General features: G+C 69.5%; 23 protein-coding genes. 16 read left to right on the top strand and 7 right to left on the bottom strand.

What is annotated here, in order from left to right; all coding sequences use genetic code 11:
- Positions 1–31: 31 nt before the first annotated feature.
- The gene (locus tag SAOR_RS06330) at positions 32–433 is read left to right on the top strand and encodes a hypothetical protein (RefSeq protein WP_123630684.1); all 402 of its coding nucleotides are present in this window, start codon (positions 32–34) and stop codon (positions 431–433) included.
- 248 nt (positions 434–681) lie between these two features.
- Here SAOR_RS06330 and SAOR_RS06325 read toward each other — a convergent pair whose 3' ends face one another.
- The 3 genes from SAOR_RS06325 to SAOR_RS06315 all read right to left on the bottom strand — a co-directional run bounded on the left by SAOR_RS06325 (position 682) and on the right by SAOR_RS06315 (position 3,435).
- Positions 682–2,742, bottom strand: a complete 2,061-nt coding sequence (locus tag SAOR_RS06325; RefSeq protein ID WP_123630683.1) for a TonB-dependent receptor family protein — start codon at positions 2,740–2,742, stop codon at positions 682–684.
- Between the two features lie 127 nt (positions 2,743–2,869).
- Entirely contained in the window at positions 2,870–3,136 is a 267-nt protein-coding gene (locus SAOR_RS06320; RefSeq protein WP_123630682.1) for a BolA family protein, read from the bottom strand.
- Positions 3,133–3,435 (bottom strand): YciI family protein, encoded by a 303-nt coding sequence (locus SAOR_RS06315; RefSeq protein WP_123590349.1) that lies wholly within the window; start codon positions 3,433–3,435, stop codon positions 3,133–3,135. Before SAOR_RS06315 ends, SAOR_RS06320 begins: the two co-directional genes overlap by 4 nt.
- Positions 3,436–3,563: 128 nt before the next feature.
- On the opposite strand from SAOR_RS06315, the gene SAOR_RS06310 reads away from it, so the two are divergent.
- The 7 genes from SAOR_RS06310 to SAOR_RS06280 all read left to right on the top strand — a co-directional run bounded on the left by SAOR_RS06310 (position 3,564) and on the right by SAOR_RS06280 (position 9,400).
- Positions 3,564–4,202 carry an L-threonylcarbamoyladenylate synthase gene (locus SAOR_RS06310; RefSeq protein ID WP_123630681.1) on the top strand — a complete coding sequence of 213 codons (639 nt, stop codon included), beginning with the start codon at positions 3,564–3,566 and terminating at the stop codon, positions 4,200–4,202.
- Positions 4,203–4,290: 88 nt separating this feature from the next.
- Positions 4,291–5,292 (top strand): tryptophan--tRNA ligase, encoded by a 1,002-nt coding sequence (gene trpS, locus SAOR_RS06305; RefSeq protein ID WP_185015572.1) that lies wholly within the window; start codon positions 4,291–4,293, stop codon positions 5,290–5,292.
- A 40-nt stretch (positions 5,293–5,332) separates the two neighbouring features.
- Positions 5,333–6,163: a segregation and condensation protein A gene (locus SAOR_RS06300; protein WP_123630679.1), complete on the top strand. Its 831-nt coding sequence runs from the start codon at positions 5,333–5,335 to the stop codon at positions 6,161–6,163.
- A gap of 11 nt (positions 6,164–6,174) precedes the next feature.
- On the top strand, positions 6,175–7,026 hold the full coding sequence (gene scpB, locus SAOR_RS06295; RefSeq protein WP_221179896.1) for an SMC-Scp complex subunit ScpB: 852 nt from the start codon (positions 6,175–6,177) through the stop codon (positions 7,024–7,026).
- 125 nt (positions 7,027–7,151) lie between these two features.
- A complete protein-coding gene (locus SAOR_RS06290; RefSeq protein WP_123630678.1) occupies positions 7,152–7,934 on the top strand; it encodes a ferredoxin--NADP reductase in 783 nt (260 codons plus the stop codon).
- 31 nt (positions 7,935–7,965) lie between these two features.
- Entirely contained in the window at positions 7,966–8,709 is a 744-nt protein-coding gene (locus SAOR_RS06285) for a pseudouridine synthase (RefSeq protein ID WP_123590344.1), read from the top strand.
- A 1-nt stretch (position 8,710) separates the two neighbouring features.
- Entirely contained in the window at positions 8,711–9,400 is a 690-nt protein-coding gene (locus SAOR_RS06280; RefSeq protein WP_221179895.1) for an endonuclease III domain-containing protein, read from the top strand.
- Here SAOR_RS06280 and SAOR_RS06275 read toward each other — a convergent pair.
- The 4 genes from SAOR_RS06275 to SAOR_RS06260 are packed head-to-tail and all read right to left on the bottom strand — an operon-like array spanning position 9,391 to position 12,873.
- Entirely contained in the window at positions 9,391–10,131 is a 741-nt protein-coding gene (locus tag SAOR_RS06275) for an SDR family NAD(P)-dependent oxidoreductase (RefSeq protein ID WP_123630677.1), read from the bottom strand. The two genes, SAOR_RS06280 and SAOR_RS06275, sit on opposite strands and share 10 nt — an antisense overlap.
- Positions 10,128–10,814, bottom strand: coding sequence for an HAD family hydrolase (locus SAOR_RS06270; RefSeq protein WP_123630676.1), 687 nt, complete (start codon positions 10,812–10,814; stop codon positions 10,128–10,130). Before SAOR_RS06270 ends, SAOR_RS06275 begins: the two co-directional genes overlap by 4 nt.
- Positions 10,811–11,521, bottom strand: coding sequence for a bifunctional 2-polyprenyl-6-hydroxyphenol methylase/3-demethylubiquinol 3-O-methyltransferase UbiG (ubiG, locus tag SAOR_RS06265; protein WP_123630675.1), 711 nt, complete (start codon positions 11,519–11,521; stop codon positions 10,811–10,813). Before ubiG ends, SAOR_RS06270 begins: the two co-directional genes overlap by 4 nt.
- Positions 11,518–12,873 (bottom strand): TRZ/ATZ family hydrolase, encoded by a 1,356-nt coding sequence (locus SAOR_RS06260; RefSeq protein ID WP_123630674.1) that lies wholly within the window; start codon positions 12,871–12,873, stop codon positions 11,518–11,520. Before SAOR_RS06260 ends, ubiG begins: the two co-directional genes overlap by 4 nt.
- A 216-nt stretch (positions 12,874–13,089) precedes the next feature.
- Here SAOR_RS06260 and gyrA point away from each other — a divergent pair, with 216 nt between their 5' ends.
- The 8 genes from gyrA (at position 13,090) to cmk (ending at position 23,398) form a co-directional block, all read left to right on the top strand.
- Positions 13,090–15,678, top strand: a complete 2,589-nt coding sequence (gene gyrA, locus SAOR_RS06255; RefSeq protein WP_123630673.1) for a DNA gyrase subunit A — start codon at positions 13,090–13,092, stop codon at positions 15,676–15,678.
- A 53-nt stretch (positions 15,679–15,731) separates the two neighbouring features.
- Complete coding sequence (serC, locus tag SAOR_RS06250; RefSeq protein ID WP_123630672.1) at positions 15,732–16,814, top strand: 3-phosphoserine/phosphohydroxythreonine transaminase; 1,083 nt, start codon at positions 15,732–15,734, stop codon at positions 16,812–16,814.
- 165 nt (positions 16,815–16,979) lie between these two features.
- The gene (locus SAOR_RS06245; protein ID WP_123590337.1) at positions 16,980–18,173 is read left to right on the top strand and encodes a 3-phosphoglycerate dehydrogenase family protein; all 1,194 of its coding nucleotides are present in this window, start codon (positions 16,980–16,982) and stop codon (positions 18,171–18,173) included.
- Between the two features lie 48 nt (positions 18,174–18,221).
- The gene (gene pheA / locus SAOR_RS06240) at positions 18,222–19,331 is read left to right on the top strand and encodes a prephenate dehydratase (protein WP_123590336.1); all 1,110 of its coding nucleotides are present in this window, start codon (positions 18,222–18,224) and stop codon (positions 19,329–19,331) included.
- Positions 19,332–19,378: 47 nt separating this feature from the next.
- Positions 19,379–20,503, top strand: coding sequence for a histidinol-phosphate transaminase (hisC, locus tag SAOR_RS06235; RefSeq protein WP_123630671.1), 1,125 nt, complete (start codon positions 19,379–19,381; stop codon positions 20,501–20,503).
- Positions 20,481–21,386, top strand: coding sequence for a prephenate dehydrogenase (locus SAOR_RS06230; RefSeq protein ID WP_221179894.1), 906 nt, complete (start codon positions 20,481–20,483; stop codon positions 21,384–21,386). The genes hisC and SAOR_RS06230 overlap by 23 nt, the downstream gene beginning before the upstream one ends.
- 3 nt (positions 21,387–21,389) lie before the next feature.
- Positions 21,390–22,712 carry a 3-phosphoshikimate 1-carboxyvinyltransferase gene (aroA, locus tag SAOR_RS06225; protein ID WP_123630670.1) on the top strand — a complete coding sequence of 441 codons (1,323 nt, stop codon included), beginning with the start codon at positions 21,390–21,392 and terminating at the stop codon, positions 22,710–22,712.
- 14 nt (positions 22,713–22,726) lie between these two features.
- Positions 22,727–23,398 carry a (d)CMP kinase gene (gene cmk, locus SAOR_RS06220; RefSeq protein ID WP_185015571.1) on the top strand — a complete coding sequence of 224 codons (672 nt, stop codon included), beginning with the start codon at positions 22,727–22,729 and terminating at the stop codon, positions 23,396–23,398.
- Positions 23,399–23,429 lie beyond the last annotated feature (31 nt).

Genomic DNA, 23,429 nt, shown 5'->3' with positions numbered 1-23,429 from the left:
GCCGACCGCAACCCGCAGGCAGGACAGATACGTGGCGCGCAGCTGGCTCGAAGTCACCACCGATGAAGTGCAGTCCAAGCAGGGCGCTCGCGAGCGCCTGGCCGAACGGCGCGGCACGATCGCCGAGCGCGCCCGGGCGGTGCTGACCGAGTGCGTGGAACCGGCGTTCCGGGCCGCGGCCGAGCGCGGCGACTGGACGTATCGCGAGGATGTCGAGACCGAATGGTCGGTCGCCCGCTGTGGGATCTACGGCCCAGGTGACGCGACTCGCGATCCGCGCGTGGCCTTCTTCGTCGCCGAATTCGATGCCTATCAGCCGCTCGTGGTGCTCCGTCGCAAGGCCCCCGGGGCCGGCGCGCTGCCGCATTCGCGCACCGTCGGGCTGGACGCGCTCGACGCCGACACCGTGGAGGCGTTTCTCAAGGACGCCTGAGGGCGCCGGCGCATGTCCGCCCGTCGCTGCCGCACCGCGGGATGACGATCGCTGCTGCCCGCATGCCCGACCTTGCCCGCCGGCGGGACGGCCGTGTACCCGCCGTGTTTCTCCCGAGGCCGTGTCATGACCTGCGCGAGCGCCCGGCGTAGCCGCCGGCACGCCGGGCCGTGGTCGATAGCGTCTCGCGACACCGCCGACTCTGGGCACGGCGCCGGGCGTGACGGCGCGGATGGGGCGACCTATTCCTAGAGTTCGTACACCAGCCCTGCGTAGAAGGTCCGGTCGGGTGCCGGCTCGAAATAGCGCCCGCCGAAGGCGTTGATGCGGATGTTGTCGTAGTACTCCTTATCGAGCAGGTTGTCGATGCCGAGATAGACGGTCAGCGATTCGCGCCCGGCCGGGATCGTCTTGCCGATACGGCCGTCGACCACGGCATAGCTGCCGATGCGGCTGTCGTTGGCGTTGTCGGCGTAGATCGAGCCGATCCAGCGGGCGTTGAGGCTCGCGTAGCCGATGTCCGGGTCGCGCCAGGCCAGTTCCCCGAACAGTGTCTCCTCGGGCAGCCCGGGGAGCCGGTTGCCGGCGTAGTCGTTGCCGCTCTGGTCGACGAATTCGCGGTACTCGTATTCGGCCAGGGTGTAGCTGCCGGTGGCCGACAGCCGGTCGGTGAACTGCCAGGCCAGCTTGGCTTCGAGGCCGCGGCGGCGGGACTCGCCGGAGTTCTCGTAGAAATCGCGCCGGCCGTCGTCGTTGAATACCACGAGTTCGTCGCGGACGTCGATCCAGAAGGCGCTGAGCTGATAGCGCCCGCGCGCCGCGATCTCGCCCTTGGCGCCGATCTCGTACTGGGTCGCCTTCTGCGGTTCGAGTTCGCTGTTGAAGCCGCCGTTGCCGGCCGGATCGGCGAACTCGGTGAACGTGGGCGACTCGAAGGCGTTGGCGACGTTGGCGTACACGCGCTGGCGCTCGGCCCAGGCGTAGCTCAGGCCGGCGTTGGCGGACAGTTCCCGATAGGTGCGGCTGCCGGAATCGTCGGGATCGTTCGCGGTCACGAATGCGTCGTCGATATCGAAGTCGAGCCAGTCGTAGCGCAGGCCCGTGGTGAGCTCGAGGTCGTCGGTGATCGAGAACACGTTCTGTGCGAACACGCCCACGCTGGTCGCATGCTGGTCCTCGTCGAGGCCGAGCACGCCGCGGTCGCCGCCGAGGTTGTCATAGCGCTGGCGATCATCCTGCTGGACGTTCACGTCGACGCCGGCGACCAGCTGGTTCTCGTGCCCGAACAGGGTGTCGAAGCGGGTGGTCTGCAGGCCGCCGCCGAAGAAGTCCCGGTCGTAGGTGACCACGCCGCCGTCCTCAAACGGCAGGAACTGAATGAAGTCGCGGTTGGTGTAGAACAGGTTGGCCTGGTAGCTCTGACTGTCGCCGAGCTGATCCTCGTAGACCGCGCCGACGGTCTGCTGCGAAGCCGACTGGCGGGCATCGAAGTCCAGATTGGCGTCGCGGGCGGCGCGGCGGTCCGCCAGGGCCGTGGCGCGCGTCACGCCGCCGGGGTCGAGCGTGTCCGGGGCATCCAGCACACGCGTGATCAGGCGCAGGGTGCCGGTGTCGCCCACCGCGCGTTCGAACTTGCCGGTGAGCTGGTTCTTCTCGACCTCGCTGTGCTCCCGGTAGCCGTCCAGGTCCAGGCGTGAGGCGGTGATGGCATAGCCCCAGTCGTCGAGCTGGCGGGCGGAGGACACGCTGGCGCGACGATAGCCGTTGCTGCCGGCGGCGAGTTCACCGCGGTCGAGCGGCCCGTCCGAGGGTGCGGTCGTGGTGATATCGATGATGCCGCCGGTGGCGTTGCCGTAGAGGGCGGAGAACGGCCCGCGTACCACCTCCAGGCGCTCGATGGCGCCGAGGTCGATGCTGTCGGTCTGGGCCTGGCCGTCGGGCAGGGTTTCGGGGATGCCGTCGACGCGCACCCGCACGCCGCGCACGCCGAAGGCCGAGCGCGCGCCGAAGCCGCGGATCGACACGCGCAGGTTCTGGGCGAAATTGGAGCCGTTGTTGGCGTAGACGCCCGGCGTGCGGTTGAGGGCGTCGTCGAGCTGGGTCTTGCGGCGGCCGCGGGTCACGTCCTCGCCCTCGATCACGTCGACGGCGGCCGGGGTCTCGAGCACCTCGGTGTTCAGACGCACGCTCTCGACCTCGATCGGCGCGAGCGTCTCGCTACCCGCCGCCGTGTCCGCCTGAGCCCAGGCGGGGTTCGACGCCAGCAGTCCGCTGACGGCCGCGCAGCGCAGTACGTGGATTCGGTTCATCTCGATTGTCCCCCTCGCGGTGCGCCGGTCGCGGCGCCGTATCGTTGTCGTTCTGCGGCCGGCCCGGACGCGACGCCCGGGCCGGCCTGTATCGGTTGCGCGCGCCCAGTGCCGCGCGCGGGCCGCGCTATTCCTCGGGTGCGAGCGCGCGGATCTGGACCGCGTGGACGTCGGTCTGCATGAGGCTGCCCAGGGCTTCGTAGACCAGCCGATGGCGCTCGATCGGCGACGTGCCGGTGAAGCGCGGCGAGCGGATGGTCACGTGGAAATGGCCCAGGCCGGTCTTGGCGCCTTCGTGACCGCGGTGCAGGTGACTGTCGTCGCGGATGGCGATGTCGTCGGTGTCGAGCCCTTCGGCCAGGGCTTCGCGGATGCGCAGGACCCGGTCACTCATCCGAACACCTTCTTGTAGGGATAGACATTGGTTTCCATGTACACGCCCTGGGCGTTGTACGGGTCGACCTGGGCCCAGGCCCGCGCCTGCTCGAGGCTTTCGAACTGGGCGATGATGATGCTGCCCTGAAAGCCTTCGGTGACGCGGCCGTAGGCGTCGGTGCGCGGCAGCGGACCGGCCGTGAGCAGGCGGCCCTCCGCGTCGAGCTCGGTCAGGCGGGCGCGATGCTCCTCGACCGCCTTGGCACGGGCTTCCGCGCTCTCGGCCACGTCGAAGGAAACGATTGCGAAATAGTCCATGGGCGTTGCGTCCTGGCTGGTGAATCGACGTTCGTTCAGTGCCCGTCAGTGTGCCGTATCCGGCCGGACCGCGGCCACAGCGCCGCCGGCGCTTTGCCTGCGCGCTCCAGGCGATTCATAATCGAAGCATGGCAGACATAATCCACGTACACGCCGAGACGCCGCAGCCGCGGCGCATCACCCAGATCGCCGAGGCGCTGCGCGCGGGCAAGGTGATCGCCTATCCGACCGACTCCTCCTACGGCCTGGCCTGCGCCATGGGCGACAAGGACGCGATCGAGCGGATCTGCGCGATGCGCGGCCTCGGGCATGATCATTTCTTCACCCTGGTCTGTCGCGACCTGTCGGAGATCTCGACCTACGCCCGAGTCGAGAACACGAGCTTCAGGCTGCTCAAGGCCGCGACCCCCGGCGCCTACACCTTCGTGCTGCCGGCGACCAAGGAGGTGCCGGCCTGGCTCGCGCATCCCAAGCGCAAGACCATCGGCATCCGCGTGCCCGGGCATCCGGTGGCGCGCGCGATCGCCGAGGCGCTCGACGCGCCGATGATGTCGGTGACCGCCCAGGCCCCGGGCGAGGATATGCCGCTGTCCGAGGCGCTGGACGTGCGCGACGCCTTCGATCGCCAGCTGGACTACATCGTCGACGCGGGTGCGACCGGCGTCGAGCCGACCACGGTGGTCGATCTCACCGATGCGGTGCCGAAGATCCTGCGAGCCGGCAAGGGCAGCGCCGAAGCGCTGGGACTGGACCCCGCCGAGGCGTAGCGGCCTGTGGCCACGCCCGGCAGGCGCTTGCGTATACTGTCGCGCTTGAACATCCGTTGACCAGGGGCTGCACCGCGTGAGTTCGGAGATCGCGAAACCCGTCGTCCTGTCCGGCATCCAGCCGTCGGGCGCGCTGACGCTCGGCAATTACATCGGCGCGCTCAAGCACTGGGTGTCCATGCAGGCCAGCCACGACTGCCTGTTCGCGCTGGTGGACATGCACGCGATCACCGTTCGCCAGGACCCGGCCGCGCTGCGCGAGCGCTGCCACGAGTTCCTGTGCCTGTATCTCGCCGCCGGCATCGACCCGGAGCGGGCGACCCTGTTCGTGCAGTCGCACGTGCCCGCGCACGCCCAGCTGGCGTGGCTGCTCAACTGCCACACCTCCATGGGCGAGCTGAACCGGATGACCCAGTTCAAGGACAAGTCGGCGAAGAACGAAGACAACATCAATGCCGGCCTGTTCGACTATCCGGTGCTCATGGCCGCCGACATCCTGCTCTACCAGGCCGACGCGGTGCCCGTCGGCCACGACCAGAAACAGCATCTGGAGCTGGCCCGCAATCTGGCCGAGCGTTTCAACGCGCGCGTTGGCGAAGACCTGTTCACCGTGCCCGAACCGTTCATTCCGGAGGTCGGCGCGCGCATCATGAGCCTGGGCGATCCGACCGCGAAGATGTCCAAGTCGGACGACGTCGAGGCCAACGTCATCAAACTGCTCGACGAGCCGAAGAAGGTGGCCAAGAAGATCAAGCGGGCGGTGACCGATTCCGACGCCGAGATCCGCTTCGACGAGGAGAACAAGCCCGGCGTGGCCAATCTGTTGTCGATCTATTCGGCGGTCACCGACGAGTCCATCGCGACCCTGGAGTCGCGCTACGCCGGCCAGGGCTACGGCGCTCTCAAGGGTGATCTGGCCGATGCCGTGGTGGCCTTTCTGGAGCCGCTGCAGGCCCGCTACGCGGATTTTCGTGCCGATCCCGAAGGCCTCGACGCGATCCTCGCGCGCGGGGCCGCGGCGGCGCGCCAGCGCGCCGAACCGACGCTTGAGCGCGCGTTCGCACTGACTGGCTTCCTGCCCTCGGCATGAAGGCTGCAGCCGCCCGCCGCGGCCGTCCGGGGGCGCGTGCATGAGCGCCGCGGCGGCCGAGCCGGCCGAGGGCGGTGAGCCGCAGGCGCAGTCGATACGCGTGGCGGGCGAACCGCTCGAAGCGCTCCCGGACGACCTCTACATCCCGCCGGACGCCATGCGCGTGTTCCTCGAGGCCTTCGAGGGGCCGCTCGACCTGCTGCTCTATCTCATCCGGCGCCAGAATCTCGACATTCTCGACATCCCGGTGTTCACGATCACCCAGCAGTACATGGCCTACATCGAACTCATGGAGGACATGGCCATCGAACTGGCCGGCGAATATCTGCTCATGGCCGCGATGCTGGCCGAGATCAAGTCGCGCATGCTCCTGCCCAGCCCGGCGGCGGACGAGGCCGAGGAGGGCGAGGACCCGCGCGCCGAACTCGTGCGCCGGCTGCAGGAATACGAACGCTTCAAGGCGGCGGCCGAGCACCTCGATGCCTGGCCGCGGGCCGGGCGCGATCTCGTGCCCGTCCAGCATCCGCCGGCCCGGCTGGATATCGTCCGCCCCGAGCCCGAGGCCGATCTGCGCGCGCTGCTGGCCGCGCTGCGCGACGTGTTCTCCCGCGCCGAGCTGTTCTCCGAACATCGCATCGAGCGGGAGCCGCTGTCCGTGCGCGAACACATGAGCCGCATCCTGGAGCGGCTGGGCGGCGGCGCAGCGACGGCCTTCGTGGCGCTCGTGGATACCGGTGAGGGGCGGCTGGGCGTGGTGGTCTCGTTTCTCGCGATTCTGGAACTGGCGCGCGAGGCGCTGATCGTGATCGAACAGACCGATCCGCGCGCGCCGGTCGCGCTGCGGCTGGCGGCCGGGTCCGGCGACAACTGACGGAGGCCGGGGTGAGCGAACAGGAACACGAGCCGGACGACCGGGTGGCCGCTGGAGGTGAAGCCGACGAGCCGTTGGTGGCCGAGGCGCTGCTGCGCTGCGTCGAGGCGCTGCTCATGGCCGCGGACGGGCCGCTGTCGGCCGATCGCCTGGTGCAGCTTCTGGAGACGACGCAGGCGGTCGAGCGCAAGGACGTGCGCCTGGCCCTGGACGCGCTCGCCGCCCGCTATGCCGACGCGGCGGTGAATCTCGTGGAGGTGGCCGGCGGCTGGCGGTTCCAGGTCGGGCCCGATTACGCCGGACTGGTCTCCCGACTCTGGGAGGGGCGGCCACCCCGGCTTTCGCGGGCGATGCTGGAGACGCTGGCGCTGATCTGTTACCGCCAGCCGATCGCACGCTCGGACATCGAGGCCGTGCGCGGCGTGTCGGTGTCGTCCAACATCATCAAGACGCTTCAGGAGTTCGACTGGATCAAGGTCGTCGGCCATCGCGAGGTGCCGGGCCGCCCGGCGCTGTTCGGCACCACACCGGCGTTTCTCGACGACTTCGGCGTCCGGCGACTGTCGGATCTGCCGAGCCTGCCGGAGCTGCAGGATCTCGATGCGCTGGATGCGGCCGTGGCCCGGCTGCAGGGCGGCGACGCGGCGGCGCCGACGGACGAGGAGGCTTCAACCCCTGACGCCGAGGATCCCGCCGCGAGCCCGGATGCCGACGACGCCGCGGTGCAGCCGTCGCCCGACGCGCCGGACACGCCGGACACGCCGGACACGCCGGACACGCCGGACACGCCCACTGCGACCGGGCCGGACCGGGCCGCCGACGGCGACGCGGGGCCGTCCGACAGCGTCTCGCCGTCGCGCTGAGACGGGCGCCGGGCGGCGGGCCTTGGATTGCATTGCCCGCGAACCCATGTAGCCTTGCGTCATCCTGATTCATCCGCGGGCGCGCCCTCGCAGGCGCCGGCCCGCGCCGAATTTCGACGGAGACCATGGCAGCTTTGAATACCGAGCGCGTGCTCAGCGTGCACCACTGGAACGATTCGCTCTTTTCGTTCACCACCACGCGCGACCGCGCCCTGCGTTTCGACAACGGCCAGTTCGTGATGATCGGCCTGCCCGGCGATAATGGCGGCAAGCCGCTGATGCGGGCGTACAGCATCGTCTCGGCGAACTACGAGGAATATCTCGAATTCTTCTCCATCAAGGTGCCGGACGGCCCGCTCACTTCGCGGCTGCAGCATCTGAAGGAGGGCGACGAGGTGCTGGTCAGCACCAAGCCGACGGGCACGCTGCTGATCAGCGACGTGCATCCGGGCCGCAATCTGTATCTGCTGTCCACCGGCACCGGTCTGGCGCCGTTCCTGTCGATCGCGCGCGATCCGGAGACCTACGAGCGCTTCGAGCGCGTGATCGTGGTCCACGGTGTGCGCTACGTCGACGATCTGGCCTACGACGCGCTGCTCACCGAGAACCTGCCCAACGACGATCTGCTCGGCGAATTGATCGCCGATCGGCTGTTCTATTACCCGATCGTGAGCCGGGAGCCGTTCCGCAACGAGGGCCGCCTGACCGACGCCATCGACAGCGGTCGGCTGTTCTCGGACCTCGATCTGCCGCCGATGGACCCGGAACACGACCGGGCCATGATCTGCGGCAGCCCGGCCATGCTCGACGACACCGCGGCGTTGCTGGACGCGCGCGGCTTCGAGGTCTCGCCGCATATCGGCGCGCCCGGCGACTACGTCATCGAGCGCGCCTTCGTGGCCAAGTAGCGCCGTCCCCGCCCACCGTCCGGAAGCGACCATGTCTGAACGTCTCCAGAAACTGCTCGCCCGCGCCGGTTACGGTTCGCGGCGACAGCTCGAGCAGGTCATCGAGGCCGGGCGGATCCGCGTGAACAACCGGGTGGCCACGCTCGGCGACAAGGCCGACCCGCGCGACGAGATCCGCATGGACGGCAAGCGGCTGAATCTCGGCGAGCGCCTCAAGGCGCCGTGTCGCGTGCTGGCCTACAAGAAGCACGTCGACCAGGTCGTGAGCCGCCGCGATCCGGACGGCCGGCCCACGGTGTTCAAGGGCCTGCCGCGCATGAAGGCCGGCCGCTGGCTGGCGGTCGGCCGTCTGGACGTCAACACCTCCGGTCTGCTGCTGATGACCACCGACGGCGAGCTCAAGCGCCGGCTGGAGCATCCCAGCTACGAGATCGTGCGGACCTACGCGGTGCGGGTTCGTGGCGCGGTGGACGACGCCATGCTGGAACGGCTGATGGACGGCGTGATGCTCGACGACGGCGTGGCCCGCTTCGATTCGATCCGCGTGAGCGACGATGCCCAGCGTGCCAACCGCTGGTTCGAGGTGACGGTCCGTCAGGGCCGCAATCGCGTGGTCCGCCGACTCTGGGCCTCGCAGGGCGTGACCGTATCCCGGCTGATGCGCACCGGCTTCGGTCCGGTGGCGCTGCCCGGCGGCGTCAAGGCCGGCGGCTATCGGGAGCTCGATCGCAAGCAGATCCGCGAACTGGCCGCGACGGTCGATCTCAAGCGCTGACGTGGACGGTCGGGGCGCGCCCACTGCGCGCGGGCTGCGATATTTTCACGATACCCTGCTGCGTGCTTACGGGCCCCAGCATTGGTGGCCGACCCAGGACGCCGAACAGCCGCGGTTCGAGGTGCTCGTCGGCGCCGTGCTGACCCAGCACACGGCCTGGACCAACGTCGAGCGCGCGATCGCGAGCCTGCGCGCGGCCGGGCCGCTCACGCCGGATGCGCTGCTGGCGCATGCGGATCTGCCCACCCTGATCCGACGCGCCGGGCCGCATCACGTCAAGGCCGAACGGCTGCGCGCGCTGTGCCGGTGGCTGCTCGCCCACGGTGGCCTCGAGGTCCTCGATGCCTGGCGGACGCCGGCGCTGCGGCGCGATCTGCTCACGGTGCGCGGCGTGGGTCCCGAGACCGCTGACGCGATCCTGCTCTATGCCTTCGGTCGGCCGCAGTTCGTGGCCGATGCCTATGCGTTTCGTCTGTTCGAGCGCTACGGCTGGTGGTTTGGCCCGCGCCGTTACGAGCAGCTGCGGCAGGCGGTCGAGTCCGTCGGCCCGGCGACGGCCGCGTTCTACGACGAGCTGCACGCGCTGATCGTGGCGCACGCCCGAGGGCGCTGCCACAAGCGTCGCCCCGACTGCGCCCACTGCGCGCTCCGCGATCGCTGCGACCACGGGCGGGCGACGCTTCAGCGCTGAACGGTGCCGGTGGTGCCGCGCGCGGCGCGCGAGAGCAGATGGATGTACTGCCCGGCGATGTCCTCGGCCGGGGCGGCGGCCGGATCGTCGGCGGGAAAGGCCTTGCGGCGCAGTCCGGTGGCCCGCGCGCCCGGATCGACGCCGTTGAAACGCAGCGCGTCGCTCTGTTCGTGTTCGACCGCGAACAGCCGCAGCATCGATTCCAGCGCCGCCTTGCTCACGGCGTAGGCGCCCCAGAACGCCTTCGGTGCGGCCGCGGTCTCGTCCAGCGTGAACACGACGGAGGCATCCTCGGCGGCCTGCAGCAGGGGCAGGCAGGCCTGGGTCAGCGCGAAGGCCGCGGTGAGATTGACGTGCATGATCCGCTGCCAGCCGTCGATCGGGTGCGTGGCCAGCGGCATCAGGCCGTCGAAGCGGGCCGCGGTATGCACCACGCCGTCGAGACGGCCGCAGTCCGCGGCGATGCCGTCCACCAGGCGCTGATAGTCGTCCTCCCCGGCCTTGGTCACGTCCATCGGGAACAGCGCCGGCTCCGGGCCGCCGTCGGCCCGGATGGCGTCGAATACCGGGGTCAGGGTGCGTTCGCGACGCCCGAGCAGAATGCACTCGGCGCCGGCCGCAGCCGCGGCGCGTGCGACCGCCGCGCCGATGGCGCCGCCGGCCCCCGTGATCAGGATCACGCGTCCGGCCAGGGGGCCGGGCGTGGTGGTGTCGGTGCTCGTTCCGGTCATGCGCTTCCGTGGTCCTTGAGTTCGCGGATGAGGCCGGCGAGGTCGGCCACGCGGGCGCCGACGCGGTCCGCCTGCCAGCCGTGGATGTCATCGCCGGGCGGGATATAGCCGTAGGCGACGCCGATGGTGGCCATGCCCGCGGCCCGGCCGGCGTCGATGTCGCGATCCGAATCGCCGATGTAGATGCAACGCGCGGGCGCCACGCCGATGCGCTCGCAGGCCAGATAGAGCGGCGCCGGATCCGGTTTGGGGACCCCGGCGGAGTCGCCGCCGACCACGCAGCCGGGCGCGGGGTCGAAGGCCATGTGATCCATCAGCGGCGTCGCCAGGGATTCGATCTTGTTGGTGACCACGCCCCAGGCGCAGCCGTCGCCGACGATGGCGCGCACCAGCTCGCGGATGCCTTCGTACGGGTGTGTATCCCGGGTCATGCGGGCGCGATAGCGCTCGATGAAGGCATCGAACGTGGCCGCGTACTCGGCGTCGTCCGGGGTCAGGTCCAGGCCGCGGCCGAGCATGCCGCGCCCGCCGTAGGAGCACAGCGGCTCGAGCTCGGACAGCGGCAGCGGCTCCAGGCCGCGTTCGACGCGCATGTCGTTGACCGCGCCGGCCAGATCCGGCGCCGTGTGCAGCAGGGTGCCGTCCAGGTCGAACAGCACCGCGCGATCGGGGCGTGCGCTCATCGGTCGCTGTCCGGGCGCGTCGCGTGCAGGAAGTAGTTCACGTCCGGACGTGCGGCCAGCCGCCCACGCCGCGTCAGCGGGTTGTAGTGCATGCCGTCGACGTCGGCCACGGTCAGGCCGGCGTCGCGGCACCAGCGCGCGAGCTCGCCCGGGCGGATGAGCTTGGTGTAGTCGTGCGTGCCGCGCGGCAGCAGGCCGAGGACGTATTCCGCGCCGCCGATGGCCAGCGCCCAGGCCTTGGGGCTGCGGTTGATGGTCGAGAAGAACAGGTCGCCGCCGGGGCGCGTGAGCAGCGCGCAGTCGTCGACCACGTAGGCCGGCGTGTCGACGTGCTCCAGCATTTCGTAGGCGACCACGATATCGAAGGCCCCGGCCATGTCGGCGGCCAGCTCGCGCGTGGCCACGCAGCGGTAGTCGATCGCCAGGCCGGACTCGGCCGCGTGGGCGCGCGCGGCCTCGATCAGCTCGGGGGACAGATCCAGCCCGGTGACCTCGGCGCCGCGCGCGGCCATGGCCTCGGCGAGCAGGCCGGCGCCGCAGCCGACGTCGAGCACGCGCTTTCCGGACAGCGGCGCGCGTTGGTCGATGTAGTCGGTCCGCAGGCCGTTGATGTCGTGCAGCGGCCGCATCTCGCCGTCGGGATCCCACCAGCGCTCGGCCAGGCGGGCGAACTTGGCGAGTTCGGCGTTCTGGTCGGTCGGACTCATTCGGAGGATCTCCGTGCGGCGGGCTGCCGGGCGTGTCCGGCGAGGGTGTCGCGCCAGCGCGCGGCGGTGTCGAGCAGCTGCGCCTCGTCGAGGGTGGTCAGCCGGCGGTCGGCGAGCAGGCGGCGGCCGGCCACCCAGGTGTCGGTCACGCGCTCGCGCGAGGCGTTGTAGACCACGGCCGCGACCGGATCGAACATCGGTGCCGTCTCGATGGCGGACAGGTCGACGGCGCACAGGTCCGCGGCCTTGCCGGGTTCGATCGAGCCGGTGATCTCGTCGAGGCCCAGCGCGCGGGCGCCACCGAGTGTGGCCATTTCCAGTGCGGTATCGGCGGAGACCGCGGCCGCATCCGGCTGCGCGCCGGCGAGCTTGCCGCTGAAGGCGGCGGTGCGCATCTCGCCGATCATGTCGAGGTCGTTGTTGGAGGCCGCGCCGTCGGTGCCGAGCGCCACGTTGACGCCGGCGTCGATGAGCCGCTGCACCGGGCACAGCCCGCTGGCGAGCTTGAGGTTGGACTCCGGCGAGTGCAGCACATGCACCCCGGTACGGGCGCAGTGATCGATCTCGTCGTCGGTCAGCTGGGTCATGTGCACGGCGAGGAAATTCGGGGTGAGCAGGCCCAGGCGGTCGAGCCGCGCCAGCGGGCGCTCGCCGGTCTTTTCGAGCGCGTCGTTCACCTCGAAGGCGGTCTCGTGGACGTGCATGTGCACGCGCAGATCCATCTCGTCGGCGTAGGTCCGGATCTTTTCCAGCGGTTCGTCGGAGACGGTGTAGGGCGCGTGCGGGGCGAACACCGGCGTGATGCGTTCGTGGCCGCGCCAGGCGTCGCGCACGGCCAGCCCCTTGTCGAGATACTCCGCGGCGTTGGCGGCCCAGACGGTGGGGAAATCGATCACGATCATGCCCACGGCGGCGCGCATGCCGGCGGCGTCGACGCGTTCGGCGACGACGTCGGGGAAGAAGTACATGTCGTTGAAGCAGGTCGTGCCGCTGCGCAGCATCTCGGCCATCGCCAGGTCGGTGCCCTCGGCGACGAAGCCCGGCGACATGAACGCGCTCTCGATGGGCCAGATGTGTTCGGTCAGCCACGGCATGAGCGGCATGTCATTGGCGATGCCGCGCATCAGGTTCATCGCCGCATGGGTGTGGGCGTTGATGAAGCCCGGCAGCAGCACGTGATCGTCGAGCTCGACGACTTCGACGGCCTCGAAGCGTTCGCGGGCCTCGGCCGCCGGCAGCACGGCCTCGATGTGGCCGTGGCGCACGGCCACGGCGTGGTCCTCCAGAACCCGCGTCGGCCCGGCCACGGGCACGACCCGGCGGGCGAGGATGAGTGTGTCGATCGGGGTCATGAAACGGTTGACTGCGCGGGGCGATGACGGCGGCCACTCTAGCGTAGTCGGGGCGTTTTGGCACACCGGCTGTGGTAACATCGCATGCTTTACGCGACGGCCCCCGCGCCGGTTTCAGCCGGTGCCGCGGCGGTCGGATGCCAGCCCGTGTGCTGACGCTCCGCTGCAGTCGAAGACCGTGGTCGGGGCCGGAAAGCGCACCACCAGATAACGCCTATGGCCGACGTCGCAAAAGAGATTCTGTCGATCAACCTCGAGGACGAGATGCGCCAGTCGTATCTCGACTATGCGATGAGCGTGATCGTCGGCCGTGCGCTGCCCGACGTGCGGGACGGGCTCAAGCCCGTGCACCGGCGCGTGCTCTACGCCATGCACGAGCTGTCCAACGACTGGAACCGGCCGTACAAGAAATCGGCGCGCGTGGTCGGCGACGTCATCGGTAAGTACCACCCGCACGGCGACTCGGCAGTCTACGACACCATCGTCCGCATGGCGCAGGACTTCTCCATGCGCTATGTGCTGGTCGACGGCCAGGGCAATTTCGGCTCCATTGACGGCGACGCGCCGGCGGCTATGCGCTACACCGAAGTGCGCATGGCCAAGCTGGCCCACGAGATGCTGGCCGACATCGGCAAGGACACGGTCGACTTCATTCCGAACTACGACGAGTCGGAATCCGAGCCGGCCGTGCTGCCGACGAAGCTGCCGAACCTGCTGGTCAACGGCGGCACCGGCATCGCGGTGGGCATGGCGACCAACATCCCGCCGCACAACATCGGCGAGATCATCGACGCCTGTCTGGCGGTCATCGACGACGAGACCGTTACCGTCGCCGATCTCATGGCCTACGTGCCGGGCCCGGATTTTCCCACGGCCGGCGTGATCAATGGCGCCGACGGCATCCGCGAGGCCTACGAGACCGGTCGCGGGCGCATCTATATCCGGGCGCGGGCGCATTTCGAGGACGTGGACGAGCGCGGCAAGCAGGCGATCGTGGTCACCGAGCTGCCGTACCAGGTCAACAAGGCCCGCCTGCTGGAAAAGATCGCCGAACTGGTCAAGGACAAGCGCATCGAGGGCATCACCGAACTGCGCGACGAATCCGACAAGGACGGCATGCGCATGGTGATCGAGCTGCGCCGCGGGGAGACCCCCGAGGTGGTGCTGAACAACCTGTATCGCCACTCGCAGATGCAGACCGTGTTCGGTATCAACATGGTCGCGCTCGACGACGGCCAGCCGCGCACCCTCGATCTCAAGCAGATGCTGGAGGCGTTCATCCGCCACCGGCGCGAGGTCGTCACCCGGCGCACCCAGTACGATCTCGCCAAGGCCCGCGCCCGGGCGCACGTGCTGGAAGGCCTGACCATCGCGCTGGCCAACATCGACGAGGTGATCGCACTGATCAAGGCCTCCAGCGGGCCGTCGGAGGCGCGCGAGGCGCTGATCGGCCGCGAGTGGCCGCCGGGGCAGGTGGTGGACATGCTCGAGCGGGCCGGCGCCGAGGCCTCGCGCCCGGCCGATCTGTCGCGCGCCTACGGCCTGCAGGACAGCGGCGTCTATCGGCTGACCGAGACCCAGGCCCAGGCGATTCTCGATCTGCGCCTGCACCGGCTCACCGGGCTCGAGCAGGACAAGATCATCGAGGAGTTCGAGCAGCTGCTCGACCGGATCGCCGACTACATCGAGATTCTGTCGAGCATGGATCGGCTGTTCGAGGTGATCCGCGAGGAGCTCGAGGCGATCAAGCGCGAGTACGGCGATGCGCGTGCGACCGAGATCATCGGCGACCATCTGGATCTGACCACCGCCGATCTGATCACGCCCGAGGACGTGGTGGTCACGCTCACCCACGAGGGCTATGTGAAGTCGCAGCCGCTGGACGCCTATCGCGCCCAGCGCCGCGGCGGCCGCGGCAAGTCGGCCACGGCCACCAAGGACGCCGACTTCATCGACAAGCTGTGGGTGACCCACACCCACGACACGCTGCTGTGCTTCTCGTCCGCGGGCAAGGCGTACTGGCTCAAGGTCTACGAGCTGCCCAGCGCGGGCCGCGGGGCCCGAGGCAAGCCGATCGTCAACCTGCTCCCGCTGGAGTCCGACGAGCGCATCTCGCAGGTGCTGCCGGTCAAGGACTTCAACACCGACGAGAACGTGTTCTTCGCCACCCGCAACGGCACGGTCAAGAAGACCGCGCTGGAACAGTTCTCGCGGCCGCGTTCCAACGGCATCATCGCCATCGATCTGCGCGAGGACGACGCTCTGGTGGGCGTCGACCGCACCGCCGGAAACGATCAGGTGATGCTGTTCGCTTCCAGCGGCAAGGTGATCCGCTTCGCCGAGGCCGACGTGCGCCTGATGGGCCGCAACGCCGCCGGCGTACGCGGCATCCGCCTGCCGGAGGGCGAGAACGCGGCGGTGATCGCGCTGATCGTCGTGCGCGAGGGCGAGATCCTGACCGTGACCGAACACGGCTACGGCAAGCGCACGCCGGCGACCGACTATCCGCTGCGCGGCCGCGGCGGGCAGGGCGTGCTCGCCCTCAAGCAGTCGGACAAGACCGGCGCCGTCGTCGGCGCGACCCAGGTGCTGGGCGACGACGAGATCATGCTGATATCCAACATGGGCACGCTCATCCGCACGGCGGTCGCCGAAGTCTCGGTGCTGGGACGCAACACCCAGGGCGTGCGCATCATCCGCGTCGCCGACGATCAGCGCCTGGTCGGCGTGGATCGCATCGCCACCGACGATGCCGACGACGCCGCGGATGATCCGGAGGCTGCGGACGACGACGCGATCGACTGAACCGGTCCGCGCGCGCCGCCTTCAACGATTTCTTGAACCGGAGATAGAGCTATATGGCACGTGTCTACAACTTCAGCGCCGGACCGGGAACGCTGCCGGTCGAAGTGCTCGAAACCGCCCAGGCCGATCTACTGGACTGGCACGGCACGGGCATGTCGGTGATGGAGATGAGCCACCGCGGCGATGCCTTCGTCTCGATCGCGGAGAAGGCCACGGCGGACCTGCGCAAGCTGCTCGACGTGCCGGAGGGCTACAGCGTCCTGTTCCTGCAGGGTGGGGCGGCCGGCCAGTTCGCCGGCGTGCCGCTCAACCTGATGGGCGATGCCGGTCGCGCCGACTACATCGTCACCGGCAACTGGGGCAAGAAGGCGGTCAAGGAGGCCGGCAAGTACGGCGACGCGCAGGTGGCGGCGACCGGCGAGGCCGACGCCTTCACGCGTATCCCGCCGCGCGCCGACTGGCAGCTGCGCGATGACGCCGCCTATGTCCATTACACGCCCAACGAAACCATTCAGGGCGTCGAGTTCCCCGAGGTGCCCGACGTCGGCGATACGCCGCTGGTGGCGGACATGTCCTCGTCGTTCCTGTCGCAGCCGGTGGACGTGTCGAAGTTCGGCGTCATCTATGCCGGTGCGCAGAAGAACGCCGGGCCGGCGGGCGTGACCATGGTCATCGTGCGCGACGAGCTGATGGGCCGCGCGAACGCGCAGACGCCCATGGTGCTGGACTACAAGCAGCAGGCCGACGCCGATTCCATGCTCAACACGCCGCCGTGCTTCGCCTGGTACATGTGCGGGCTGACCTTCGAGTGGATCCTAGCCAACGGCGGCGTCGAGGGCATGGCCGAGCGCAACGCGCGCAAGGCGCGCAAGCTCTACGACTTCATCGACGGCTCGGACTTCTACCGCAACCCGGTGGCGCCCGAGGCGCGCTCGCGCATGAACGTGCCGTTTCTGCTCGCCGACGACAGCCTCGACAAGACCTTCCTGGCACAGGCCGAGGAAGCCGGCCTGTCGACGCTCAAGGGTCACCGCTCGGTCGGCGGCATGCGCGCATCGATCTACAACGCGATGCCCGAAGCGGGCGTGGACGCGCTGATCGACTTCATGCGCGGCTTCGAGAAGGACAACGGCTGACGGGGACGCCGCCGCGAGCGGCATCGGCTGTCGCCACGATGACACGACGGCCGGTGCATGCTCGGCCGCGCGCCGCCGCTGCGGGCGGGCGACGCCGTCGCCTCGGCCCGGCGGCCGCGCGCACCCGGATGCATTTTCAATCGGTTTGATCGATAAAGGTTTTCGATGACGTACAAGGTACAGACGCTCAACAACATCTCCAGCAAGGGCCTGGATCGCCTCCCGCGCGAGCTCTACGAGATCGCCTCCGAACTGTCGCGCCCCGACGCGATCATCCTGCGTTCGGCCAACATGCACGAGATGGAGATTCCCGCTTCGGTGCGCGCGATCGGCCGCGCCGGCGCCGGCGTGAACAACATCCCGGTCGCGGACATGAGCAAGCGCGGCGTGCCCGTGTTCAACGCGCCCGGCGCCAACGCCAACGCGGTCAAGGAGCTGGTGCTCTCCGGTCTGCTGCTCTCATCGCGCAATCTGATGGGCGCCTGGCGCTACGTCGAGGAGTTGACCAGCAGCGGCGAGGATCTCAAGAAAGAGGTCGAAGCCGGCAAGAAACGCTTCAAGGGCATCGAGCTGCCCGGGCGCACGCTCGGCATCGCCGGCCTGGGGGCGATCGGCGTCAACGTGGCCAACGCCGCGCAGTCGCTGGGCATGAGCGTGCTCGGCTTCGACCCGGGCATCACCGTCAACAACGCCTGGCGGCTGCACGCGGGGGTCTCCGAGGCGCTGTCGATCGACGAGCTGCTCTCGCGTTCCGACTTCGTCACCCTGCACGTGCCGCTGGTCGAGGACACCCGCGGGCTGATCGACGCCAAGCGGCTCAAGCTCATGCGCAAGAACGCCGTGCTGCTGAACTTCTCGCGCGCCGAGATCGTGGACGAGGACGCGGTGCTGGCGGCGTTGGATGCCGGCAAGCTGAGCTATTACATCTGCGATTTCCCCTCCGAGAAACTGCGCGGCCACGCGCGCGTGGTCACGCTGCCGCATCTGGGCGCGTCCACCGACGAGGCCGAGGACAACAGCGCGGTCATGGTCGCCGATCAGCTGCGCGACTATCTGGAAGTGGGCAACATCCGCAATTCGGTGAACTTCCCGGAAGCGATCATGCCGCCCACAGCCCGGGCGCACCGCATGGCGGTGGTCAACAACAACGTGCCGAACATGGTCGGGCAGATCTCCTCGGCGCTGGCGCGCCACGGCCACAACATCGCCGACCTGCTCAACAAGTCCAAGGGCGACGTCGCCTACACGCTGGTGGACGTCGATGCGCCCATCGCCGAGGATGCGGTGGCCGAGATCGAGGGCATCGACGGCGTGCTGTGCGTGCGCTATCTCGGGGCCGTCGGCAGCGAGGCCGCCTGACCGGCGGCCCGGCCGGCGCATGGCGGCGAGCGTGAGGACAGGATCGGCATGAGCAATTCATCGGACAGCGACGCCCTGGCCGGCGCGCGCGAGCGTATCGACGCGCTGGATGCGCGCATCCAGGCGCTGATCGGCGAGCGGGCGGAGATCGCGCTCGAGGTCGCCCGCATCAAGCAGGCGCAGGGGCGTTCGGATTTCTATCGCCCCGAGCGCGAGGCCGAAGTGCTCCGCCGGGTGGCCGAGCGCAACGCCGGCCCGCTGGACGACGCCACGCTCACCCGCCTCATGCGCGAGGTGATGTCGGCCTGTCTGGCGCTCGAATCGCCGCTGAAGGTCGCCTACCTCGGTCCGGAGGGCACCTATACCCAGGCGGCGGTGTATCGCCACTTCGGGCACGCCGTGGATGCACTGCCGCGGGCGGCCATCGACGAGATCTTCCGCGAGGTGGAGGCCGGCAACGCCGATTTCGGCGTCGTGCCGGTGGAGAACTCCACCGAGGGCGTGGTCAGCCATACGCTGGACCAGCTCGTGGGCAGTTCGCTGTCGATCTGCGGCGAGGTCGCGCTCGCGGTGCATCACCATCTGCTGTCCAACGCCGGAACCCTGGACGGCGTGCGCCGCGTGGTCGCCCATGCGCAGTCGCTGGCACAGTGCCGCAAGTGGCTGGATGCGCATCTGCCCGGCGTCGTTCGGGAAGGCGTGTCCAGCAACGGCGAGGCGGCGCGCATGGTCGCGCGCGAGGACAGTGCGGCGGCGATCGCCGGGCGCGCGGCCTCCGAGTTCTACTCGCTGCCGATGCTCGCCTCCAACATCGAGGACGAGCCCAACAACACCACGCGCTTTCTGGTCCTGGGCCGGCAGTCGGTGCCCGCCACCGGGGCCGACATGACGTCCATACTCGTGGCCATCCGCAACCGGCCGGGCATGCTGCATCGGCTGCTCACACCGGCGGCCGAGGCGGGCGTCGACCTGGCCCGCATCGAGTCGCGGCCGTCGCGGCGCCAGGCCTGGGATTACAATTTCTTCATCGACATCGAGGGCCACGTGGACGAGCCGCGCGTACGCCAGGTGCTGGATGCAATCGAATCCGAGGCGGCTTTCCTCAAGGTTCTGGGCTCCTATCCGCGTTCGGTCGGTTTCGGCGCCGGCAGCCCCTGACGCAATCTCGAAACGACTTTGAATACGAAACGCAAGCGGTTGATGCCATGAGTCTTACGCTGACCGATCAGGCGCATGCCGGGATTCGCAGCCTGCACGCCTACGAGCCCGGCAAGCCGATCGAGGACCTCAAGCGAGAGCTCGGCCTGTCCTCGATCATCAAGCTGGCGTCGAACGAGAATCCGCTCGGCACCGCCCCGGCGGCGACGCGGGCGCTGGCCGAGTTCGCCGGTGAGCTGCATCGCTACCCGGACGGCAACGGCTTCGCGCTGAAGCAGAAGCTGGCCGCGCGGCACGCCATCGAGCCCGGCCGGATCACCCTCGGCAACGGTTCCAACGACGTGCTCGAGCTCACCGCCCGCGTGTTTCTCGGGCCGGGCAAGAACGCCGTGTTCTCCGAGTACGCCTTCGCCGTCTATCCGATCGTGGCCCGCGCGGTCAACGCCGAGACCCGCGTGGTGCCGGCGCTCGGCGCGAGCGCCGAGATGCCGCGTGGACACGATCTCGACGCCTTTATGGATCACGTCGACGACAACACCGGCGTGGTGTTCATCGCCAGCCCGAACAACCCGACCGGGACCTGGCTCGCGCCGGCGGCGATCGAAGCCTTTCTGGACGCGCTGCCCGCCCATGTTGTGGTCGTGCTCGACGAGGCCTATCTCGAGTACCAGGACCGCGACCAGCGGCCGGACAGCCGCGCCTGGCTGGAACGCTATCCCAACCTGATCGTCACGCGGACCTTTTCCAAGATCTACGGCATGGCCGGGCTTCGGGTTGGCTACGGACTGTCGTCGCCCGAGGTCGCGGACTACATCAACCGGGTGCGTCAGCCCTTCAATGTCAGCACCATCGGCCTGCACTGCGCCGAGGCCGCCCTCGACGACAAGGCGTTCATCGACCGGTCGATCGGGACCAACACCGTGCAACGGGCCGCGCTCGCCGCGGAGCTGCAGGCGCGCGGGCTGTCCTGCCTGCCGTCGCAGGCCAACTTCATCACCTTCGACTGCGGCGAGGCTTCGACGCCGCTGTTCCAGGCGATGCTGCGCGAGGGCGTGATCGTGCGCCCGCTGGCCAGTTACGACATGCCCGAACATCTGCGGGTGACCGTCGGTGCGGCCGAGGACAACGCGCGTTTTCTGGCCGCGCTCGATGTGGTGCGGGACCGTGGCTGAGCCTGCGCCGGCATTGCCCGAGCGCATCGCCATCATCGGCCTCGGCCTGATCGGCGGATCGGTCGCGCGCGGTCTGCGCGCCCGCGGTCACGAGGGCGTGCTGGTCGGCTGCGTGCGCACGCCCGCTGACGCCGATCGGGCGCTGGCGCTGGGGCTGGTCGACGAAGCCGGAACCGACGCCGCCGTCGCCGTGGCCGGGGCGGATCTGGTGGTCGTGGCGGTGCCGATCGGGGCGATGGCGGATACGCTCGCGACGATCGCGCCGGCCCTGGCGCCGGCGGCCGCGGTCACCGATGTCGGCAGCACCAAGCTGAGCGTGATCGCCGAGGCCCGCGCCGGGCTCGGCGAGCGCTTTGCCCGTTTCGTGCCGGGTCATCCGATCGCCGGCACCGAGCACAGCGGGCTGGAGGCCGGCTTTGCGGAACTCTACGCGGGTCGCCGCGTGATTCTCACGCCGACGGCGGAGACCGACGCCGACGCGCTGGCGACGGTGACCGGGCTGTGGCACGGCCTCGGCGCCCGTGTCACCGAGATGGGCGCGGCCCACCACGACGAGGTGCTGGCGGCCACCAGCCATCTGCCGCACGTGCTGGCCTTCGCGCTGGTCGACAGTCTCGCGCGCATGGCCGAGCGCACCGAGATCTTCGACTACGCGGCCGGCGGCTTCGCCGACTTCACCCGCATCGCCTCCAGCGATCCCACGCTGTGGAGCGATATCGTCGGGGCCAACCGGGACGCGATCCTGCCGGTGCTCTCGCGCTACATCGGCGATCTGGAGACCCTGCGGGCGGCCATCGAACAGGGCGAGCGGGCGCCGTTGATGGATTGTTTCGGCCGCGCCAAGCAGGCGCGGGACCGCTTCACCGCCGCGCGGGGCGGCTGAGTCGTGCGTCGTTTCCGGATCGAGCCCGGCGGCCATCTGCAGGGTGAGGTGCAGGTGCCCGGCGACAAGTCCGTCTCCCACCGGGCGGTGATGTTCGCGGCGCTCGCCTCGGGCACGACCCGCGTGACCGGCTTCCTGGAGAGTGCGGACTGCCTGGCGACCCTGGCGGCCTTCGCCGCGATGGGCGTGGCACATCGACGCGAGGGCAATGCCCTGGTCATCGACGGCGTCGGCCTGCACGGGCTTCAGGCGCCCGATGCACCGTTGGATCTCGGCAACGCGGGTACCTCCATGCGACTGCTGTCCGGCCTGATGGCCGGGCAGGCGTTCGACAGCGTGCTCACCGGCGATGCCAGTCTGTCGCGGCGCCCGATGGCGCGGGTCATCGAGCCGCTGACCCGGATGGGGGCCGATATCCGCGGCGACGCGGCCGGCCGCGCGCCGCTGCACATCCGGGGCGGTCGGCCCCTGCGCGGCATCACCTACCGTCCGCCCGTGGCCAGTGCCCAGATCAAGTCCTGCGTGCTGCTGGCCGGTCTCTACGCCGACGGTGAGACGCGCATCGAGGAGCCCGGCGTCAGTCGCGACCATACCGAACGCATGCTCGCCGCCTTCGGCGTGCCGCTGCGACGCGGCGATCGCCGGGTGGCGCTGCAGCCGGTCGAGCGGCTGCGCGCCGCCGATGTCGCCGTGCCCGCCGACCTGTCGTCGGCGGCCTTCTTCATGGTGGCGGCCAGCATCGCCCCGGACAGCGAGCTGCGGCTGCCGGGGGTGGGCATCAATCCGACCCGCCGCGGGGTGATCGACATCCTGCTGGCGATGGGGGCGGACATCGTCCTCGGCAACGAGCGCGAGCAGGCCGGCGAACCGGTGGCCGACATCCGGGTGCGCAGCGCGCCCCTTAAAGGCATCGCCATCGGCGGCGATCAGGTCGAGCTGGCGATCGACGAGTTCCCGGCGATCTTCATCGCCGCGGCCTGCGCCGAGGGCACCACGCGCCTGACCGGCGCCGCCGAGTTGCGGGTCAAGGAATCGGATCGGATCGCGGTCATGGCCGACGGCCTGGCCACGCTGGGTGTCGACGTGACCGTGGCCGAGGACGGGCTCACGATCGTCGGCCGGCCGCAGGCGCCGAGCTTCGGCGGAGGGCATGTCGCCAGCCATGCCGATCATCGCATCGCCATGGCGTTCGCGATCGCCGCGCTGCGTGCGGACGCCGCGATCACGATCGATGACTGCGACTACGTCGACACCTCGTTTCCCGGCTTCGTGTCGGTGGCCGCCGCGGCCGGGCTGGCGATCCGTAGCGAGCGGGCGGCGTCGTGAATTCCTCGCCGGTGATGACGCTCGACGGGCCCGGCGGCGCCGGCAAGGGGACGCTGGCCTCGGCCCTGGCGCGGGAGCTGGGCTGGTATCTGCTGGACAGCGGGGCGCTGTATCGTCTGGTGGGGCTGACGGCCCTGCGCCGCGGCCTGGACCCGGCAGCCGAGACGGATCGCGAACGGGGCGCCGAGGCGGCGCGGCATCTCGAGCTGTATTTCGAGCCCGACAGTGGCGACGGGCAGCGCGTCCATCTGGCCGGCGAGGACGTCACCGAGGCGATCCGCAGCGATCTCGTCTCGGAGGCAGCATCGCAGTGGGCGGTGCAGGCCGCCGTGCGCGACGCGCTGCTGCAGCGTCAGCGCGCATTTGCGGTTCCGCCGGGCCTGATCGCCGACGGCCGTGACATGGGGACCGTGATCTTTCCCGAGGCCGACCTGAAGCTGTTCGTGACCGCCTCGGCCGCCGAACGCGCGGCGCGGCGATACGCGCAGTTGTCCGAGTTGCACGCCGATGCTAACCTTGACCGAATATATCAGGAGATTGTGGAGCGGGACGCGCGCGATGCATCGCGTGCCGTTGCGCCTCTCAAGCCGGCGGTCGATGCCCACGTCATCGACACCACCGGCGAGACCGTGGCCGCCTCGATCGAGCGCGTCCGCGGTCTTGTGCGCGAAAAGGGCTGGCTTTAATCTATAGGGTCCAGTCGCGCAAACTCAGGGC

Origin of the sequence: Salinisphaera orenii subsp. orenii MK-B5 (assembly GCF_003788635.1) — a bacterium.
Classification (GTDB): domain Bacteria; phylum Pseudomonadota; class Gammaproteobacteria; order Nevskiales; family Salinisphaeraceae; genus Salinisphaera; species Salinisphaera orenii.
The sequence above is the reverse complement of the archived record's forward strand: the minus strand, read 5'-3'. Positions and strand labels throughout refer to the sequence as shown.

Excerpts from the sequence above, each read along its gene's own strand:
- SAOR_RS06290 (WP_123630678.1), top strand. The coding sequence starts at position 7,152 with ATGGCAGCTTTGAATACCGAGCGCGTGCTCAGCGTGCACCACTGGAAC.
- serC (WP_123630672.1), top strand. The coding sequence starts at position 15,732 with ATGGCACGTGTCTACAACTTCAGCGCCGGACCGGGAACGCTGCCGGTC.
- SAOR_RS06260 (WP_123630674.1), bottom strand. The coding sequence starts at position 12,873 with ATGACCCCGATCGACACACTCATCCTCGCCCGCCGGGTCGTGCCCGTG.
- ubiG (WP_123630675.1), bottom strand. The coding sequence starts at position 11,521 with ATGAGTCCGACCGACCAGAACGCCGAACTCGCCAAGTTCGCCCGCCTG.
- SAOR_RS06275 (WP_123630677.1), bottom strand. The coding sequence starts at position 10,131 with ATGACCGGAACGAGCACCGACACCACCACGCCCGGCCCCCTGGCCGGA.
- cmk (WP_185015571.1), top strand. The coding sequence starts at position 22,727 with ATGACGCTCGACGGGCCCGGCGGCGCCGGCAAGGGGACGCTGGCCTCG.
- SAOR_RS06245 (WP_123590337.1), top strand. The coding sequence starts at position 16,980 with ATGACGTACAAGGTACAGACGCTCAACAACATCTCCAGCAAGGGCCTG.
- SAOR_RS06320 (WP_123630682.1), bottom strand. The coding sequence starts at position 3,136 with ATGAGTGACCGGGTCCTGCGCATCCGCGAAGCCCTGGCCGAAGGGCTC.
- SAOR_RS06325 (WP_123630683.1), bottom strand. The coding sequence starts at position 2,742 with ATGAACCGAATCCACGTACTGCGCTGCGCGGCCGTCAGCGGACTGCTG.
- SAOR_RS06270 (WP_123630676.1), bottom strand. The coding sequence starts at position 10,814 with ATGAGCGCACGCCCCGATCGCGCGGTGCTGTTCGACCTGGACGGCACC.
- SAOR_RS06285 (WP_123590344.1), top strand. The coding sequence starts at position 7,966 with ATGTCTGAACGTCTCCAGAAACTGCTCGCCCGCGCCGGTTACGGTTCG.
- hisC (WP_123630671.1), top strand. The coding sequence starts at position 19,379 with ATGAGTCTTACGCTGACCGATCAGGCGCATGCCGGGATTCGCAGCCTG.
- SAOR_RS06315 (WP_123590349.1), bottom strand. The coding sequence starts at position 3,435 with ATGGACTATTTCGCAATCGTTTCCTTCGACGTGGCCGAGAGCGCGGAA.
- SAOR_RS06230 (WP_221179894.1), top strand. The coding sequence starts at position 20,481 with ATGTGGTGCGGGACCGTGGCTGAGCCTGCGCCGGCATTGCCCGAGCGC.
- SAOR_RS06310 (WP_123630681.1), top strand. The coding sequence starts at position 3,564 with ATGGCAGACATAATCCACGTACACGCCGAGACGCCGCAGCCGCGGCGC.
- pheA (WP_123590336.1), top strand. The coding sequence starts at position 18,222 with ATGAGCAATTCATCGGACAGCGACGCCCTGGCCGGCGCGCGCGAGCGT.
- SAOR_RS06300 (WP_123630679.1), top strand. The coding sequence starts at position 5,333 with ATGAGCGCCGCGGCGGCCGAGCCGGCCGAGGGCGGTGAGCCGCAGGCG.
- gyrA (WP_123630673.1), top strand. The coding sequence starts at position 13,090 with ATGGCCGACGTCGCAAAAGAGATTCTGTCGATCAACCTCGAGGACGAG.